The sequence below is a fragment of the Trueperaceae bacterium genome (assembly GCA_031581195.1).
Lineage (GTDB): Bacteria > Deinococcota > Deinococci > Deinococcales > Trueperaceae > SLSQ01.
In genome coordinates this window covers 1-17,630 of sequence record JAVLCF010000015.1, presented here as the reverse complement: position 1 = coordinate 17,630, position 17,630 = coordinate 1, and the positions used below count along the sequence as shown (strand labels likewise).

The window sequence follows — 17,630 nt, the reverse complement described above, 5'->3', positions numbered from 1 at the left end:
CCCACGCGGGGGGCGGGGCGGGGGTCGCGGCGTCACGGGGGCGGGGACGGCGGCCCGCCCCCTGGTCGCGGCCGCCGCCGTGGGAGTAGGCTGCCGCATGGCACGAGGTGGCGAGACGGAGAGCCCGCTGTTCTACCAGACGCGCTCGGACCTGCCGATGGTGGAGCGCGGCGAGGGCGTATGGCTCTGGACGCAGGACGGACGCCGCGTCCTGGACGGCTGTTCCGGCGCGGTCGTCGCCAACCTCGGGCACGGCCACCCGCGCGTGCTCGAGGCGATGCGGCGCCAGGCGGAACGCGTGACGTTCGCCTACCGCACGCAGTTCGAAAACGCGCCCGCCGTCGAGCTGGGGCACAAGCTCGCGCGCCAACTGACGCAGGGCCTCGACCGGACGTTCCTCGTCTCGGGCGGCTCGGAGGCGGTGGAGACCGCCATCAAGCTGGCGCGTAGCTACCACGCCGCGCGCGGCGACGAGGCCCGCTACCGCATCGTCAGCCGCTTCCCCAGCTACCACGGGTCCACCCTCGGGGCGCTCGCGGCGACGGGCTACCGCCCGCTGACCGACGGGTACGCCCCGATGATGGTGGAGCAGAACCACGTCAGCGCCCCCACCTGCTACCGCTGTCCGTTCGGGCTGTCCTACCCCACGTGCGAACTGGCCTGCGCCACCGACCTCGAGCGCACCCTCGAGGCGCTCGACCCCTCGACCGTCGCGGCGTTCGTGCTCGAACCGATCGGGGGCGCGTCGACCGGCGCGATCGTGCCGCCCGACGGCTACTTCGCGACGATCACCGAGATCGCGCGGCGGCACGGGATCCTCACGATCTACGACGAGGTCATGACCGGCGCGGGACGCACCGGCGCCTTCGCCGCCTACCAACACTGGGAGGGCGAGGCCGTCCCCGACGTCCTGGCGCTCAGCAAGGGCCTGGGGGCGGGCTACACCCCGCTCGGGGCGGTCGTCACCCGCGGCGACGTCGCCGACACCGTCCTCGACGCCGGCGCCTTCCCGCACGGCTTCAGCTACGCCGGCAACCCCCTCTCCGCCGCGGTCGGCGTCGCGGTCCTCGACGTCCTCGAGGGCGAGGGCCTCGTCGCCCGCGCCGCAGAGCTCGGGGCGCGCCTCGGGGACGGCCTGCGCGAACTCGCCGACCGCCACCCCCTCGTCGGCGACGTCCGCGGCAAGGGCCTGCTGTGGGGCCTCGAGTTCGTCGCGGACCCCTCGACCCGCACGCCGTACGCCCTCGACGTCGACGTCGGGCGCCGCGTCACCGCCGCCGCGGCGGCGGAGGACCTGCTGATCTACCCCCGGCGCGGGGGTGGGGGCCTGCTGGGCGACCACGCGCTGGTCGCGCCGCCGCTGGTGATCCGCGACGACGAACTCGACGACCTCCTCGCCCGCCTGGACCGTGCGCTGACGCGCAGCGAGGCGGCGTTGGCCTCCGCCGCGTGAGGGTCGCCGACGCCGCCGGCGCGCCCGCCCTCGCCGCGACCCTCGCGGCGGAGGTGGCGCCCGGCGCGACGGTGATGATCGCCGGGTTCGGGGAGCCCGGTACGCCGTTCTTCCTCGTCGACGCCCTCGCGACCCACGGCGGCGGCGACCTGACGGTCGTCAAGAACGACGCCAACGAACCGGGGGTCGGCGTCGGGCGGCTGCTCGAGGCCGGCCGGATGCGGCGCCTCATCGCGACGCACGTCGGCCTGAACCGGGACCTGATGGCGGCCTGGGAGGCGGGCGACCTGGACGTCGAGATCCACCCACAAGGCCTCCTGGCCGAGCGCATCCGCTGCGGCGGGGCGGGCCTCCCGGCGTTCCTCGCCGACCTCGACCCCGACCTGCTGCCCCCCACCGACCCGCCGCGCGAGGTCGTGACGTGGCGGGGCGCGACGTACACCGTCGAGCCGGCCCTGCGCGCCGACGTCGCCCTGATCCACGCGGCGGAGGCCGACCGCTTCGGGAACCTCCGCTACCACGGCACCGCCCGGAACTTCGCGCCGGCGATGGCGCTCGCCGCGACCCGCACGTGGGTCAGCGTCGACCGGATCGTCGACGCGCCCCTCGATCCCGACGCGGTCGTCACGCCCGGCGCCGCCGTCGACGCCGTCCTCGAGGTGCCGGCCGGGTACGACCCCGGCACGAAGGCGGCGCGCCTGCGCCGCGGAGCGGGGCGCGCGTGAGCGTCGCGGACGCCCGCGCGCGGATCGCGGCGCGCGTCGCCGCCGACCTGGTGCCGGGCGAAGTCGTCAACCTCGGGATCGGCCTCCCCACCGAGGTCGCGCGGCACCTGCCGGAGGCGGACGGGGCGGGCGCCGCGCCGCCGGTCTGGCTGCACGCGGAGAACGGCATGGTCGGCATGGGGCCCGACGCGCCGCCCGGTGCGGAGGACCCCGACCGCATCGACGCCGGCGGACGCTACGTCGGGGTGGTGCCGGGCGGGGCGTACCTCGACAGCGTCACCGCCTTCGCGCTGGTCCGCAACGGCCGGGTGGGGACGTGCGTCCTGGGGGCGTTCGAGGTGGACGTGCACGGCGACCTGGCGAACTGGCGGGTGCCGGGCCGAACGTCGCCCGGCGTGGGCGGCGGCATGGAGTTGGCGCAGCGGGTCCCGCGGGTGATCGTGGCGACCCTGCACCGCGACAAGGCGGGCGGGCCGAAGCTGGTGGAGCGATGTACGTTGCCGCGCACCGCGCGGGGCGTCGTGACGCGCATCGTCACCGAATGGGCCGTCCTCGAACCGGCCGGCGACCGCTTCGACGTCCTCGAGCTCGCGCCGGGCGCGCGCGAGGACGACGTGCGCGCCGCGACCGGCGCGCCCGTCGCCTTCGACCGCGTCCGCCCCTGGGGCGGCGCGCGGGAGGGCGAGGAAGGAGTGCAGGCCCCGTGAACGACGGTTCCGACGACGTCCGTCCCGACGCCCGCCCGACCGACGCGCAGCTGGCCGCCATCGACGCCGCCGTGGAGGGCGGCCGCGAGGCCCGCACCGACCTCCTGCGCGAGCTCGTGCGGTTCGATTCGACCCTGGGGCGCGAACGGGCGGTGCAGGCCCGCGTCGCGACCGCCTTCGCCGACGCCGGCCTCGCGGTCGAGGCGGTGCCGCTGGACTACGCCGCCCTCGCGACCCGGCCCGGCTTCTCCCCGGTCGAGTGGCCGGAGGACGGGCGCGAGATCGTGATCGGGCGGCACGCCGTGGCGGACGGGGCGGGCCGGTCGCTGATCCTGAACGCGCACGTCGACGTCGTCCCGACCGGCCCCGCGCACCTGTGGCGCCACCCGCCGTTCGGGGCGGTCGTCGAGGACGGACGGATGTACGGCCGCGGGGCGGGCGACATGAAGGCCGGCCTGGCCGCGATGACGTACGCCCTGCACGCCCTCCACGACGCCGGCCTCGAGCCCGCCTCGACGGTGGTGCTGCAGAGCGTCGTCGAGGAGGAGTGCACCGGCAACGGCGCGCTGGCCGCCGTCGCGGCGGGCGACGTCGCGGACGCCGCGATCATCCCCGAGCCGTTCGACCGCACCATCCTCACGTCGCAGCTGGGGGTCCTGTGGGCCCGCGTCACCGTGGAGGGCCGCCCCACCCACGTCCTCGAGGCGACCGCGGGGGTCGACGCGATCCGGCTCGCGGGGGAGGTCGCCGGCGCGTTCCGGACCCTCGAGGCGGAGATGAACGCGCCGGCGGAACGCCCCGCGGCGTACGCCGACGCGGTCCACCCCATCAACGTCAACGTCGGCCGCATCGAGGGGGGCGAGTGGACGTCGTCGGTGCCGGCGTCGTGCACGTTCGACGTGCGCTTCGGGTTCTTTCCCGGTACCTCCGTCGCGGCCATGAAGGCCCGCGTCGAGGCGCACCTCCGGCGCTTCGTCGACGCCCACCCGGTGCTGAAGGACGCGCCGCCCCACCTGACGTACGTCGGCTTCCAGGCGGAGCCCTACGCACCCCCCTCCGACCACCCCGCCTGGCGGACGCTGGCGGCGGCGCACGCCGACCTGGCCGGCGCGCCGCCCGCGACGCTGGCCAGCACCGCGACGACCGACGCCCGCATCCTGGGGCTCGTCGGGGGCGTCCCGACCACCTGCTACGGCCCCACCGCGGGCTCGATCCACGGGGTGGACGAGTGGGTCGACCTGGACAGCGTGCACGAGGTCACGCGGACGCTGGCGCGCTTCGTCGCCCGCTGGTGCGGGGTTCGGCCGCGGGGGGCGGCGTGAGCGGGCGCGGACCGCACGGACCGCGCGACGCGGTGGTCGTGTCCGCCGTCCGCACGCCGGTCGGCAAGGGCCGTCCCGCCCGGCCGGGGAAGCCCGGGGGGGCGCTCCACGGCTGGCACCCCGTCGACCTCGCCGCGGAGGCGATGCGCGCCGCGGTGCGGCGCGCCGGGCGCGACCCCGACCGGGTGACGCCGCGCGACCTCGACGACGTCCTGGTCGGGTGCGTCGGGCAGGCCGGCGAGCAGGCCTACAACGTGGGCCGCAACGCCGCCCTCGCCGCCGGCCTCCCGGTGGAGGTGCCCGCCGCGACGATCGACCGGCAGTGCGGCTCGTCGCAGCAGGCGCTGCAGTCCGCCGCGCAGGCGATCCGGGCGGGCGACGCCGACGCGATCCTGGTGGCCGGCGTCGAATCGATGTCGCGCGTCCCGATGGGCTCCGCCGCCGGCGAGGCCGACCCGTACGGCCCCCGCGTCGCCGCCCGCTTCGGTGGGGGGCTCGTGCCGCAGGGGATCTCCGCGGAGCTCATCGCGGCGCGCTGGGACCTCGCCCGCGCCGACCTGGACGCGTGGGCGGTGCGGTCGCACCGCCTCGCCGCCGACGCCGCGGCGCGCGGCGCGGTGGACGACGAACTCCTTCGCCTCGAGGTCGACCGGGGCGACGGCGCGAGCGACGGGACGCTCCTGCAGGGCGACGAGGGGGTGCGGGCCGAGACGAGCGTCGAGGCGTTGGCGGCGTTGAAACCGGCGTTCTGGGACCCCACCTGGCAGGTGCGCTTCCCGGAACTCCGTTGGCACGTGCACGCCGGGAACGCCTCGCAGCTCTCCGACGGGGCGGCCGCCCTGCTGGTGACGTCCCGCGCGCGGGCCGACGCGCGCGGCATGGTGCCGCTCGCGCGGGTCGCGAGCAGCGTCGCGGTGGGGGCGGATCCGATCCTGAACCTGACCGGGGTGATCCCCGCCACCGAGCGCGCGCTGGCGCGCGCCGGCATGACGCTGGCCGACGTCGACCTGTTCGAGGTGAACGAGGCGTTCGCGTCGGTCGTCCTCGCGTGGCTGGCCGACGTCGGGGCGGACCCCGCGAAGGTGAACGTCCGGGGTGGGGCGATCGCCAACGGGCACCCGCTGGGGGCGTCGGGCGCGAAGCTCACGACGACGTTGCTGTCGTCGTTGCGTGAGACGGGTGGGGCGGTCGGGCTGCAGGTGATGTGCGAGGGCGGCGGGATGAGCAACGCCACGGTGTTCGAGCGGATCTAGCGCGGCGGGGTCCCCGGGGTGGGCGCGTCCTCCAGCGCCCAGGCGGCGGCCTCCTCGGCGTGGAGGGCGGTCGTGTCGAAGCGGGGGAGGTCGACGTACGCCCCGAGGTCCAACATCGTGATCTCGGTGCAGCCCTCGATCACGCCGCGCGCGCCGCGCGCGGCGAGGCGGTGCACGACGTCGGCGACGGCCCGCCGCGAGGCGTCGCGGACGACGCCGCGCACGAGCTCGTCGTAGATCACGGCGTGCACGAGGGCGCGGTCCGCGGCGTCGGGGACGAGGACCTCGAGGTCGTGCGCCTCGAGGCGTTCGCGGTAGAACGCCCGCTCCATCGTGAAGCGCGTCCCCAGCAACCCGACCGGCGTCGCGCCCGCGGCGCGGACGCGGCGCGCGGTGGTGTCGGCGAGGTGCAGCAGCGGCACCGACGTCGCCGCCTCGATCGCCGGCGCGACCTGGTGCATCGTGTTGGTGCAGAGCACGATCGCGTCGGCCCCGGCCGCCTCGAGGCGGCGGGCCTCCTCGGCCAGGACGGCGCCGGCCCCCTCCCAGTCGCCGGCCCGCTGGAGCGTTTCGATCTCGGCGAAGTCGACGCTGCGCATCGCGATCTTCGCGGAGTGCAGACCCCCCAGGGCGTCGCGGACCGCTTCATTGATGCGCCGGTAGTACAGCGCGGTGCTCTCCCAGCTCATCCCGCCCAGGAGTCCGAGGGTGCGCATGCGCGTAGGCTACCGCGCGACCCGGGGTCGGCTACCCTGTCGCCCGGCGTCGGGCGGGACCGCCGGCCGGCGGGAGGGAGGCTCCGTGGAACTGGGCATGAGCGTCGCGTCGTCCGCGACGGTGTTGTTGTTCGTGATGGACCCGTTCGGGAACATGCCGTTGGTCGTGTCGCTGCTCAAGGACGTCGATCCGGCGCGGCGGCGGCGGATCGTCGTGCGCGAGCTGCTGATCGCGCTCGGGGTGCTGGCGTTGTTCCTCGTCGCGGGCGAGGCGATCCTGCGGTTCCTGGGGTTGCAGCCCGAGTCGGTGACGATCGCCGGGGGGATCGTGCTGGGGGTCATCGGCCTGCGCATGATCTTCCCGCGGCCCGACGCGGGGCCGGCGGGCACGACGCCCGGCGGGGAGCCGTTCATCGTGCCGCTCGCGGTGCCGCTGATCGCGGGCCCGTCGGCGATGGCGACGGTGATCCTGATGGCGAAGACGAACGGCGTGTTGCACGGCGCGGGCGCCGTCGCGATCGCGTGGGTCGTGACCGCCGTCGTCCTGCTCGCCTCGCCGCTGCTGTTCAAGCTGCTCCGCAAGCGCGGCCTCGAGGCGGTCGAGCGCCTCATGGGGATGTTGTTGATCATGATCGCTGCGGAGATGGTGCTGACCGGCCTCGGGTCGGTGTTGTAGGTCCCGTCAGGACCCCGCCGGGGCGGCGCGCCGCGCCGCCCCGGGGTGGAGGATCTCGCGGGCGGCGGCCCGGCCCCGATCGGTGAGGGCGAGCCGTTCGCCGTCGCGGTCGATCCAGCCGGCGTCGAGGCTGCGCGCGACGACGTCGCGGGCCTTGCCTTCGCTCCACCGCAGGTGGTCGCGGAGCGCCCCCACGACGTTCTCCTCGCCCGCGTCGGGGGTGCCGGCGTGCTGGTAGAGGTGGACCGCCAACGCCCGGTTTTCGTTCGCGTCGCGTTCGCTGCGCCGCCGGATGCGTTGGGCGAGCAGGCCGTAGCGCGGTCCGAAGGCGAGGGCGAGGGCGAAGAAGACGCCGGTGGCGGCGGCCATGCCGCCCCCGATCGAGACGTCGGCGGCGGTCGCGGCGAGGTAGCCGAGGACGCTGGAGGCGACCGCGACGGCGGCGGCGAGGACGAGGATGCGCGACAGGCGGTCGACGAGCAGGTAGCCGGTGGCGGCGGGCACGATCGTGAACGCCACGAACAGCACCACGCCGACCGCGTCGAACGAGGCGACGGCGGTGACGCTCGTCAGCGCCAGCAGGGCGCCCCCGAGCGCGCCGGGCGCGAAACCGAAGGCGGTGGCGAGGGCGGGATCGAAGGTACCGACCTCGAGCTCCTTGAAGAAGGTCGTGACGAACGCCAGGTTCACGAGCGTCACCACCGTGAGCCCCACGAGGGCGTCGGGCACGGCGACCCCGAGGATGGGGACGGTGTCCAGCCAGACGAAGCCGATCTCGCCCAGCAGGACCGTGTGGGCGTCGATGTGCACGTCGCGGGCGTAGACGTTGAGGAGCAGCACGCCGAGCGCGAACAGGGCGGGGAAGGTGAGGCCGATGGCGGCGTCGTCGGCGACGCGGCGGGTACGGCCCAGGGCGTCGGCGATCCACACCGTCGCGACGCCCGCCGTCGCCGCCCCGAGCAGCTGCAGCGGTCCCGACGTCGCGCCGGTGGCGAGCCACACGAGGACGATGCCGAGGACGATCGCGTGCCCGATCGCGTCGCTGGCGAGCGACCGCCCGCGCAGCAGCAGGAACGTCCCCACCAGCGACGCCGCGACCCCGACGAGGGCGCCGGTCGCCACGATCTGCAGGGCGATCGTCACGGGCGGTCCTCCGGTGCGTCGGGGCCGCGCTCGAGGGCGGACAGGGCGGCTTCGCCCGCGTCGAGGAGGCGCCAGTGGCGGCCCTCCTCGGGGCGGTGCCGGACGCGTTCGACGAGGCCGCGCCGCTCGAGGGTGCGGAGGGTGCGGCCGGTGGGGTGCCCGACGGTGGCGTCCAGCATGCCGCGTTCCGCGGCGTAGGTGGGGTCGTCGTGCCGGCGGCGGAGGGTGTCGAGCGCCTGCAGGACGTCGCGGTCGCGGCGTCCTTCGCGTTGGCTGCGGCGGCGGAGGGCGGCCGGGACGAGCCCGCGGCGCGGGGCGAAGGCGAGCGACAGGGCGGTGAAGGCGGACAGCGCGAGCACGATCAGGGGGCCGGTCGCGAGGCCGCGCGCGCCGGCGCTGACGGTCGCGCCGACCACGCCGGACGCCGCGCCGATGGCGGCGGCGAGGAGGGCGACGCGGGCCAACCGGTCGGTCCACTGCCGCGCGGCGACGGCGGGCGCGACGAGCATGGCGGACATCAGGACCACCCCGACGAGCTGCAGGCCCAGCACGACGGCGACCGCGACGAGGGCGGTGAGGGCGACGTCGAGGACGGCGACGGGAAGCCCCAGGGCGGCGGCGTAGGTGGGGTCGAACGTGACGAGCTCGAACTCCTTCCAGAGCGCCGAGACGCTCGCGAGGGCGACGGCGGCGAGGACCGCCATCACCCACAGGTCGCTGCGCAGGATGGCGGCGGCCTGCCCGAACAGGAAGGTCTCGAGGCCGGCCTGCCCCGCGCCGGCGCGGCCCTGGACGTAACTGAGGAGGATGACGCCGACGGCGAAGAAGAGGCTGAGGGCGAGGCCGATGGCGGCGTCGCCCTTGAGGCGGGTGCGGCGGACGAGGAGGGCGACGAGGAGTGCGGCGGCGACGGCGCTCGCGAGGGCGCCGGCGAGGAGGGCGGGGAGCGCCCGCTGGCCGGCGATCAGGAACCCGAGCGCGATGCCGGGGAGGGCGGCGTGGGCCAGCGCGTCCCCGAGCAGGCTCTGGCGCCGCAGGACGGCGAAGGTGCCCAGCACGCCGCTCGTGACGCCGAGCAGGGTGGCGCCGGCGACGACGGTGCGGACGGTGTAGTCGCCGGCGAGCGCCGCGAGGTCCACGTCAGGCCTCCCGCGCCCCTTCGTCGGGGGTGGGGGCGTCGGTGCCCGTCGGGTCGGCGGGGCCCGCGAGGAGGGCGACGTCGCCGCCGTAGGTGGCGCGGAGGTTGTCGGGGGTGTAGGTGGTCTCGACGGGGCCTTGCGCGAGGACGCGGACGTTGAGCAGGACGACCCAGTCGAAGGTCGTGCGGACCGTCTGCAGGTCGTGGTGGACGACGAGCAGCGTGCGGCCCTCGGCACGCAGGTCGCGGAGGACGTCGAGGATCGCCGCTTCGCTGGTGGCGTCGACGCCGGCCATGGGTTCGTCGAGGAAGTAGACGTCGGCGTCCTGGACGAGGGCGCGGGCGAGGAAGGTGCGTTGCTGTTGACCGCCGGACAGCTGCGCGATCTGGCGGTCGCGGTAGTCCGCCATCCCGACGCGTTCGAGGGCCGCCTCCGCCGCGCGGCGTTCCTTCGCGCCGGGTCGGCGCAGCCACCCGAGGCGGCCGTAGAGGCCCATCGTGACGACGTCGACGACGCGGGTCGGGAAGTCCCAATCGACGGCGGTGCGTTGCGGGACGTAGCCGATCCGGCCGCGCGCGTCGCGGAGGCGGCGCCCGCCGACGTAGACGTGGCCGGCGGTGGTGGGGGTGAGGCCGAGGATCGCTTCGAGGAGGGTGGATTTGCCGGCGCCGTTGGGGCCGACGATGGCGGCGAGGACGCCGGGCGGGACGTCGAGGTCGACGTCCCACAGGGCGGGGCGGCTGCCGTACGTGACGGTGAGGTCCTCGACGTGGACGGCGAGGTCGGGTTCGTGGACCGGGCCGCCCGGCCCGCCGGCGTGGGACGGGGCGGGCGACCCGCTCACGAGGCGGCCTCGAAGGCGGCGTCGAGGGCGTCGCCGCCCGCGACGCCGCGCCGGTCGCGCCAGTCGTCGAGCGCGTCGGGCAAGGGGGGCGGGTCGCCGCCGAGCCCCTCGACGATGCGACGGGTGGTCACGTACGCCATGCCGAGGTAGCTGCCCTCGAGCGTGCCGGCTTCGCCGAGCGCGTCGCCGTACAGGGTCCCGCCGAGGCGGACGTCGGCGCCGAGGTCCTGCGCGGCCTCGAGGACCGCGCGGACGGTGCGGGGGTTGATGGTGCTTTCGACGAAGAGGGTGGGGACGCCCTGGTCGGCGATGCGGCGTGCGGTGGTGCGGATGTCGGCGATGGACGCCTCCGATTCGGTGCTGATGCCCTGGACGCCCTGCAACGCCAGGTCGTAGGCGCGACCGTAGTACGCGAAGGCGTCGTGGGCGGTGACGAGGACACGTTGCGGGGCGGGGATCGTGGCGACGGCGTCGGCGATCCATCCGTCCATCGCCCGCATGTCGGCGGCGAGCGCGTCGGCGCGTCGCGCGAGCGCGTCGGCGCAGGCGGGCCGCAGCTCCGCCATCGCGTCGCGCAGGACCGGGACGGCGTCGGCCCACAGGCCGACGTCCATCCAGACGTGCGGATCGAAGGCGTAGCCTTCGCCGGCGGCGATGCGGCGCGCCTCGGGGACCGCCGCCTCGGAGACGGCGACGGTCGGGACGCGCGCACCGAAGCGGTCGAGCACGTCGCCGAGTTGCCCCTCGAGGGACAGGCCGGCGTAGAGGATCAATTCGGCTCGGCCGAGGGCGCGGACGTCGCCGGAGGTGGCCTGGTAGAGGTGCGGGTCGACGCCGGGCCCCATGAGGGTGGTGACGTCGCCGCAGGGGCCGGCGATGCGTTCGGCGAGGTCGCCGATCATGCCGACGGTCGCGACGACGCGGAGCGGTTCGACGGCGGCGTCCTGCGCCTGGCTCGGTCCAAGGATCAGCAGGGCGCCCAGGAGGGCGCCGAGGGGGCGCCGCCCCCGGAAAGTTTCGTGCAGCCTAAACATGCCGGTCATCGTAGGTCCGCCGCGCCCACCTGTCAAGCGCCGAGCGGACCGGCGACGCCCCGGGGCGGGCCGCCCCGGGGCCGCCCGTCACACCGCGCCGAGGTGCGCTGCGACCCGCTCCAGGAGCGGCGCGAGGCGCGCGTGCAGACGCAGGTCGGCGTCGCCGTCGCCGCGCGTCGCCCCGTCGTTGACGATCGCCACCGGTCGACCGCTCGCCTTCGCGCGCCGCACGAACCGGTAGCCGCTGTACACCGTCAGGGACGACCCGAGCACCAGCAGGGCGTCGGCGCCGTCCGCGAGGGCGTAGGCCCGCTCGACGCGCGGTTTCGGGACGTTCTCCCCGAAGAACGTCACGTCCGGCTTCAGCGTGCCGCCGCACGCGTCGCAGGGGGGCACGACGAGGTCGTCCGCGGCGGCGTCGGGGATCTCGACGTCGCCGTCCGGCGCGACGTCGTCGGGCCCGAGATCGGTCGGCAGGTAGTGCGCCGCGAAGGTCGGGTTCGCCGCCACCAGCCGCTCCTGGAAGCGCGCCCGTGCCGACCGCGCCCCGCAGTCCAGGCACAGCACCGTCGCCAGGCTGCCGTGCAACTCCAGCACCCGCTTCGAGCCCGCCCGCTGGTGCAGCCCGTCGACGTTCTGCGTCAACACCGCCGCCGCCGCCCCGCGCCGCTCGAGGCGCGCCACCGCGGCGTGCACGGCGTTGGGGCGGGCGGCGGCGGTGTAGGGCCAACCGACCGAACTGCGCGCCCAGTAGCGGCGGCGGTGCGCGGCGCTGCCGACGAACTGCTGGTAGCGCATCGGGTCGCGGCGCACCCGCCCGGGGCCCCGGTAGTCGGGAATGCCGGAGTCGGTGCTGGCCCCCGCACCGCTGAGCACCAGCGCGCGGCGGCCGTCGAGGAACGACGCCAGCGCCTCGGCGCCGGCGTCGAGGGCGGCGGGGTCGTCCCCCGTGACGGTGGCGGGAGCGGGGGCGAGCGCGTTCACGCGCGCCAGCGTAGCCGCCGTCCCGCCCCCGCCGCTGAGGCCGGGGCCACGGTCCGGGGCTCAGGCGGGGTCGGGGTCGTCGAGGGGGTCGGCGTCGACGCGGTTACGTCCGGCCCGCTTCGCGCGGTAGAGCCGCGCGTCGGCGCGGCGCACCAGGTCGCTGCCCTCGTCGCCGTCGCGCAACGACGCCACCCCGAAGCTCGCGGTGATCGGGCCCCCGGGGTCGAGTTGGACGCGGGCGATCGCCTCGCGGGCGCGCTCCGCGACGGTCGCCGCGACGGCGTGGTCGGCGTGCGGCACGAGGATCAGGAACTCCTCCCCCCCGAACCGCCCGACGACGTCCTCCTCGCGCACGAGGGGCCGGACGGCGGTCGCGACGCGGATGAGGGCCGCGTCGCCGACCTCGTGCCCGTACGTGTCGTTGAGGCGTTTGAACCGGTCGAGATCGAACACGACGACCGACAACGGCGCCCCGGTCCGGCGGGCGTTCGCGACCGCCGCCTCGAGCGCCTCGTCGAGGAAGCGGCGGTTGGGGAGGCCGGTCAGCGCGTCGCGGTACGCCTCGGCGCGGAGGCGTTCGCGCTCCGCTTCGGCGCGGGCGCGGGCCTGCTGTTCGGTGGAGAGGACGTACAGGAACCCGGTCAGCACCAGCAGGAAGAACTGGTGCCGGACGAACTCGACGGTGGCCTCGCCGGCCGGGTCGGGCGCGAAGCGCAGTGCCCCGAGGCTGGAGGTCAACGCCAGGAACGCGAGGATCGCGAACGTCGCGCGGAGCGTCGGGAAGGTGAAGTGCAGCAGCAGCATCACCATGACGGTCCCCAGGGTGATCGACGGCGCCAACGCGTCGACGGCGTCCATCGCGACCGGTTCGGCGAACAACGCCAGCCCGGTCCGCGCGATCCAGGTCGTCGCCATGAACAGCGCCGTGCCCCGCTCGACGGCCCGCAACGACCGGGGGCGGGCCCAGAGCGTGAGGCCGGCCGGGAGCAGCCACGCGACGATCGAGAGGTACGGGTAGCGGGTCGCGGGGTCGTCCCATTCGAGCCGCCCTACCCCGACGAAGATCGGGACGGCGAGCAGGAGGCTGACGAGGTAGATCGTGCGGCGGAGCGCCTCGCGGTCGCTCAACGCGACCGGCGTCGGGCGACGGCGGTCGTGGGGGGCGGCGCTCACGCGCCGTCCGTCACGACGTCGCCGCGCACCGTCCGCGCGAGCGCGTCGGGGAGGCGGACGCGGCGGCCGCCGACGTCCAGCCGCCAGGCGCGACGCGCGTCGCCGACCTCCACCACCCGGACGACGGCGCCCGGCCCCAGGCCGTGATCCTCGAGGGCGGCCAGGACCGACGGGTCCTGGCTCTTGAGGCGCGCGACGCGCAGCGTCCCCCCGCCCGCGACGGCGTACAGGTCCTGGTCGGGGGTGGCGGGCACGACGCCGTCGGCGCGGGGGATCGGGTCGCCGTGCGGATCGTGGCTCGGGTCGCCCAGGAGGCCCGCGAGGCGTTCGGCGAAACGGTCGCTGATCGTGTGTTCGAGGGCCTCCGCTTCCTCGTGCACCTCGTCCAGCCGGTAGCCGAGCTCGCGGATCATGAACGTCTCCACCAGCCGGTGGCGGCGCACCAGACGGAGCGCCTCGCGCTGCCCCACGTCGGTCAGCGTCGCGCCGTAGTAGCGCACGTGATCGATCCAGCCCGCCTCCGCCAGGCGGGTCAGCATCCCCGACACCGACGCGGCGGTCAGGTCGAGCGCCTCGGCGATCGCGTTGGTGCTCGCGGGGCCGTCCTCGCTGAGCACCCAGATGGCCTTGAGGTAGTCGCCCGCCGCGTCGCTGAGCGGCGTGGAGTCGTCGCGCGGCACGCCCGGAGTGTAGCGGTCGGCGCGCCCCGCCGCCGCCCGTCCGGGCGACGGCGGGCGGACGTCACTGCCCTTGCGCCGCCGAGAAGCCCCGCTCGCCGTCGAAGCGGTAGAGGTTCTCGGTCTTGATGACGTCCAGCCCGGCCGCCACGAGGCGGCCCTGCAACGCCACGACCTCGCCGGGCGCCACCGGGTCGCCGCTCGGGTGCTGGAAGCGGCAGCGCCAGTGGTCGGTCGCGAACGTCTCGGGCAGCCCGTCGGGCCACACCTTCACGCCGCGGTTCGTGACGACCTGCAGCGCGAGCGGCGCCGCCTCCGCTTGGAGGCGACCGGCGAGGACGTCCGGGTCGCGCCCCGCGTCGCGCCAGTCGAGGAACACGTCGACGCCGAGCAGCTCCTTGGTGGCCGGCTCGCGCGGCGTCGCGCCGAGCACCCGCGGGACGGGGCGGCCGGCGTAGCGGGCGGGGGGGAGGTGCTTGGGTTCCGACCCCAGCCGCGCGACGACCGCTTCGGTGAAGCCGGCGGTGTTGACCCGCTCGCGGCTGACGTCGTCGCGGTAGACGTCGCCGGTGTGGACGCCGTCCTCGAGGGTCGTCAGCCAGGCGTTGTGGATGCGTTCCGCGACGGCGCCGCGCCCGAGGTGCTGCAGCATCATGACGCTCGCGAGCAGCAGGCCGGAGGGGTTGGCGATCCCCTTGCCGGCGATGTCGGGGGCGGAGCCGTGGATCGCTTCGAACGCCGAGACGGTCTCGCCGACGTTCGCCGAGGGCGCCAGGCCGACGCTGCCGGTCAGTTGGGCGGTGACGTCGCTGAGGATGTCGCCGTACAGGTTGGGGGTCACGACGACGTCGAACGCCTCGGGCGTGTCCGCCAGCCGCGCCGCGCCGATGTCGACGATCATCTGTTCGTGCTCGAGGTCGGGGTACTCCGCGGCGACGGCCTCGAAGACGGCCGCGAACAGCCCGTCGGTCATCTTCATGATGTTGTCCTTGACGAGCGCGGTGACCTTGCGGCGGCCCTGCGCGCGGGCCTCCTCGAAGGCGTAACGAACGATCTTCTCGCTGCCCGGCCGAGTGATCAGCTTCAGGCACTGCACGACCTCGTCGGTCTGGCGGTGCTCGATGCCGGCGTAGAGGTCCTCCTCGTTCTCGCGCACGACCAGGACGTCCATGTCGGGGTGGCGGGTGGCGACGAACGGGTGGTAGGCGACCGCCGGGCGGACGTTGGCGAACAACCCGAGCGACTTGCGGAGCGTGACGTTGAGGCTCTTGTAGCCGCCGCCGCGCGGGGTGGTGATGGGGGCCTTGAGCAGCACCCCGCGGTCGCGCAGGACGTCCCAGGCGGACGGGTCGATGCCGGAGGGCACCCCCGCCTCGTAGACCGCTTTGCCGAGCCGGACCTCCGCGACGTCGAGGTCGGCGCCGGCCGCCTCGAGCACCTGCAGGGTGGCGTCCATGATTTCGGGGCCGATTCCGTCGCCGTGCGCCACGGCGATGCGGGCCGGCGCGTCGGGGTTCGTCATGCGGTGCCCTCCCGGGTCCGCGCCGCTCGGGGGCGGGCGGACGCGCGCGTCATGATACGCGACGCGCCGTTCAGCGCCCCAGCGCCGCGCCGAGCAGCACCGCGCCGCCGGCGAGGAGCAGCGTCGCGCCGACGTACGCCGCGGCGCGGCCGCCCTCGCCGGCGAGGACGAGCCCGTGCGCGTCGACCGCGAACGTCGAGAACGTCGTCAGCGCCCCCAGCACGCCGGTCGCGAGGAAGGTCCGCAGCAGCGGGCCGCCCCCGAACCGCTCGCCGCTCGCGACCAGCCACGCGAGCGCGAGGGTGCCGGCGACGTTGACGATCAGGGTGCCGACCGGCAGGCCCGCCCACGGGCCGCCGGCCAGCAGGCGCGCGCTCGCGACCGTCACCGCGAGGCGCAGCACCGCGCCGAGCGCGCCGCCCGCCGCGACGGCGGCGACGACGAGGGGGGCGGACACGGGGCGCTACAGCGCGACGGCGCGCGCGCCGTCGGTCGTGAATCGGATCGGGACCTCGCGCAGGTCCGACAGCGCCGCCCGGACGGCGTCGTGCTGGCCGTCGGGGGCCAGCACCATCACGAAGGCGCTGATCTTCCCGCCCGGCAGTTGGGCTTCGGCGCCGGTGGCGCGCACCCGCTCGACGAGGGCGGCGACGGCGTCGTCGACGAAGCGGCCCGGGAGGCGCTGCTTGAGGCGCTGTTGCTCGCCGAACACCCGCGCGACGTCGCGCACGTCGCCGCGCGCGAGCGCGTCGGCGAGCTCGGGCACGAGCGCGCGGATCTCGTGCAGGACCGGCAGCGCCTCCTCGAGGTGGCTCGTGAGCAGGTCCAGCGACGGTTTGCTCTTGGCGTGATGGCCGGAGTAGAAGAGCAGGAAGGCGTCCTCGAACGCCTGCATCGTCTCCGGTGCGACGTCGAGCCCGACGTCGTGCGCGCCGCTGCCGTCGTAGGCGAGGCGGCGCATCCCCCCGAGCGCGCAGATGGCGGGGTCGTGGTACCCCGACGCGCCGGCGAGCCGGTCGACCTCCACCGTCGCGGCGTCGTGGAACAGCGTCCGCGCGTCGGGCGTCTCGCCCCGCAGGCGCCGCAACGCGTGCACGATCGAGACCGTCAGCGCGCCGCTGGTCCCCAGGCCCGACTCGCCGGCCAGGTCGACGCGGAAGTCCACGTCGAGCGGGCGGTCGTGCACGCCCAGCTGCGCCAACGACTCGCGCAGCAGGTCGTGACGGACCCGGCGGGCGTCGGGCGTGCGTTCGTGACTGTCGCGGTAGCGGACGTCGAAGGTGCCGTCGAGGTCGTCCTTGACGGTGACGTAGACGTACTTGTCGATCGTGGCGCTGATCGTCTCCCCGCCGAACCGCGAGGCGTAGGGCGCCAGGTCGCTGAGGCCCCCCGCGAGGGGGACGCGCAGCGGCGTCTTCGTGAGGATCATCGGTCGTTCCCTTCCCCGCCCTCGCGTGCCGGGGGGAGCCCCTCGAGGGCGCGCAGGCGCGCCTCGACGCGCGCGACGTTCGTTTCCGCGTCCGGTGCGGTGCCGCCGAGGTGCAGCCAGGCGTCGGCGCGAATCCAACCGACGCGCAGGCCGGCGTCGATGCGCCGCTGCAGGTTCGGCAGCATGCGGATCTCGCCGTTGGCGGCGACGTCGGTCATGTCCGCCATCAGCGACGGCGGCAGCTTCCAGGTGCCGATCTCGAACAGGTCCCCGCCCCCGCGGAAGGCGCGCGCGACGCGGTCGCCGTCGACGTCGACGCGGACCGTCGGGTTCTCGTCGGGGTGCCCGGGGGCGAGGGTCAGCACGACGTCGTCGGGGTGCGCGGCGAGGGCGGCGAAGCGGTCGTGGGGGACGTGCCCGTCGGCCAGCCACGCCAGCCACGGGGCGTCGTCGCCGCCGCCGGTCTCCGCCGCCCAGGCGTCGGCGGCGACGGCGAGGGCGTGCCCGGTCCCGCGCGGCTCCGCCTGCTCGACGTAGCGCACGTCGAGCCCGTCGACGGCGTCCCCGAAGTAGCGGCGGACCTGCTCGCCGTGATGGCCGACGACGAACCACACCGTGTCGCGGCCCGGCCGGGCCGCGCCGCTGGCGAGGAGGTTGTCGACGGCGTACGCGACGAACGGCCGGAGGCCGACGGGGTACATCGCCTTCTGCAGGTACGTCCCGAGCCGCCCGAAGCGGGTGCCCTTCCCGGCGGCGAGGCAGAGCGCGTGCACGTCAGGCCTCCCCGGGGCCCCGCCAGTCGGCGTGCGCGAGGGGGCCGCCTTCGTCGCTGC

At 75.6% G+C, this 17,630-nt stretch carries 18 protein-coding genes; 6 read left to right on the top strand and 12 right to left on the bottom strand.

The window, feature by feature from the left end:
• Positions 1-97 precede the first annotated feature (97 nt).
• The 5 genes from RI554_02585 to RI554_02565 are packed head-to-tail and all read left to right on the top strand — an operon-like array spanning position 98 to position 5,460.
• Positions 98-1,453, top strand: coding sequence for an aspartate aminotransferase family protein (locus RI554_02585; GenBank protein MDR9390897.1), 1,356 nt, complete (start codon positions 98-100; stop codon positions 1,451-1,453).
• Complete coding sequence (locus RI554_02580) at positions 1,450-2,178, top strand: 3-oxoacid CoA-transferase subunit A (protein ID MDR9390896.1); 729 nt, start codon at positions 1,450-1,452, stop codon at positions 2,176-2,178. The genes RI554_02585 and RI554_02580 overlap by 4 nt, the downstream gene beginning before the upstream one ends.
• Positions 2,175-2,885 (top strand): CoA-transferase, encoded by a 711-nt coding sequence (locus tag RI554_02575; protein MDR9390895.1) that lies wholly within the window; start codon positions 2,175-2,177, stop codon positions 2,883-2,885. Before RI554_02580 ends, RI554_02575 begins: the two co-directional genes overlap by 4 nt.
• Entirely contained in the window at positions 2,882-4,207 is a 1,326-nt protein-coding gene (locus RI554_02570; GenBank protein MDR9390894.1) for an ArgE/DapE family deacylase, read from the top strand. Before RI554_02575 ends, RI554_02570 begins: the two co-directional genes overlap by 4 nt.
• Positions 4,204-5,460 (top strand): thiolase family protein, encoded by a 1,257-nt coding sequence (locus RI554_02565; protein ID MDR9390893.1) that lies wholly within the window; start codon positions 4,204-4,206, stop codon positions 5,458-5,460. Before RI554_02570 ends, RI554_02565 begins: the two co-directional genes overlap by 4 nt.
• Here RI554_02565 and RI554_02560 read toward each other — a convergent pair.
• Entirely contained in the window at positions 5,457-6,176 is a 720-nt protein-coding gene (locus RI554_02560; GenBank protein MDR9390892.1) for an aspartate/glutamate racemase family protein, read from the bottom strand. The genes RI554_02565 and RI554_02560 overlap by 4 nt on opposite strands.
• A gap of 85 nt (positions 6,177-6,261) precedes the next feature.
• On the opposite strand from RI554_02560, the gene RI554_02555 reads away from it, so the two are divergent.
• Positions 6,262-6,852: a MarC family protein gene (locus RI554_02555; protein ID MDR9390891.1), complete on the top strand. Its 591-nt coding sequence runs from the start codon at positions 6,262-6,264 to the stop codon at positions 6,850-6,852.
• Positions 6,853-6,858: 6 nt separating this feature from the next.
• Here RI554_02555 and RI554_02550 read toward each other — a convergent pair whose 3' ends face one another.
• The 11 genes from RI554_02550 to RI554_02500 form a co-directional block, all read right to left on the bottom strand.
• The gene (locus RI554_02550; protein ID MDR9390890.1) at positions 6,859-7,995 is read right to left on the bottom strand and encodes a metal ABC transporter permease; all 1,137 of its coding nucleotides are present in this window, start codon (positions 7,993-7,995) and stop codon (positions 6,859-6,861) included.
• The gene (locus RI554_02545) at positions 7,992-9,134 is read right to left on the bottom strand and encodes a metal ABC transporter permease (GenBank protein MDR9390889.1); all 1,143 of its coding nucleotides are present in this window, start codon (positions 9,132-9,134) and stop codon (positions 7,992-7,994) included. Before RI554_02545 ends, RI554_02550 begins: the two co-directional genes overlap by 4 nt.
• Position 9,135: 1 nt before the next feature.
• Complete coding sequence (locus tag RI554_02540) at positions 9,136-9,978, bottom strand: metal ABC transporter ATP-binding protein (GenBank protein MDR9390888.1); 843 nt, start codon at positions 9,976-9,978, stop codon at positions 9,136-9,138.
• Positions 9,975-11,012, bottom strand: a complete 1,038-nt coding sequence (locus tag RI554_02535) for a zinc ABC transporter substrate-binding protein (GenBank protein MDR9390887.1) — start codon at positions 11,010-11,012, stop codon at positions 9,975-9,977. Before RI554_02535 ends, RI554_02540 begins: the two co-directional genes overlap by 4 nt.
• Before the next feature lie 87 nt (positions 11,013-11,099).
• Positions 11,100-11,996: an NAD-dependent protein deacetylase gene (locus tag RI554_02530; GenBank protein MDR9390886.1), complete on the bottom strand. Its 897-nt coding sequence runs from the start codon at positions 11,994-11,996 to the stop codon at positions 11,100-11,102.
• A gap of 60 nt (positions 11,997-12,056) precedes the next feature.
• The gene (locus tag RI554_02525; protein ID MDR9390885.1) at positions 12,057-13,169 is read right to left on the bottom strand and encodes a GGDEF domain-containing protein; all 1,113 of its coding nucleotides are present in this window, start codon (positions 13,167-13,169) and stop codon (positions 12,057-12,059) included.
• Complete coding sequence (locus tag RI554_02520; protein MDR9390884.1) at positions 13,166-13,849, bottom strand: metal-dependent transcriptional regulator; 684 nt, start codon at positions 13,847-13,849, stop codon at positions 13,166-13,168. The genes RI554_02525 and RI554_02520 overlap by 4 nt, the downstream gene beginning before the upstream one ends.
• A gap of 61 nt (positions 13,850-13,910) precedes the next feature.
• Positions 13,911-15,368, bottom strand: a complete 1,458-nt coding sequence (locus tag RI554_02515; protein ID MDR9390883.1) for an NADP-dependent isocitrate dehydrogenase — start codon at positions 15,366-15,368, stop codon at positions 13,911-13,913.
• A gap of 70 nt (positions 15,369-15,438) precedes the next feature.
• Positions 15,439-15,825, bottom strand: a complete 387-nt coding sequence (locus RI554_02510) for a CrcB family protein (protein MDR9390882.1) — start codon at positions 15,823-15,825, stop codon at positions 15,439-15,441.
• Between the two features lie 6 nt (positions 15,826-15,831).
• Positions 15,832-16,797: a hypothetical protein gene (locus RI554_02505; protein MDR9390881.1), complete on the bottom strand. Its 966-nt coding sequence runs from the start codon at positions 16,795-16,797 to the stop codon at positions 15,832-15,834.
• Complete coding sequence (locus RI554_02500; GenBank protein MDR9390880.1) at positions 16,794-17,570, bottom strand: NTP transferase domain-containing protein; 777 nt, start codon at positions 17,568-17,570, stop codon at positions 16,794-16,796. The genes RI554_02505 and RI554_02500 overlap by 4 nt, the downstream gene beginning before the upstream one ends.
• Positions 17,571-17,630: the final 60 nt, after the last annotated feature.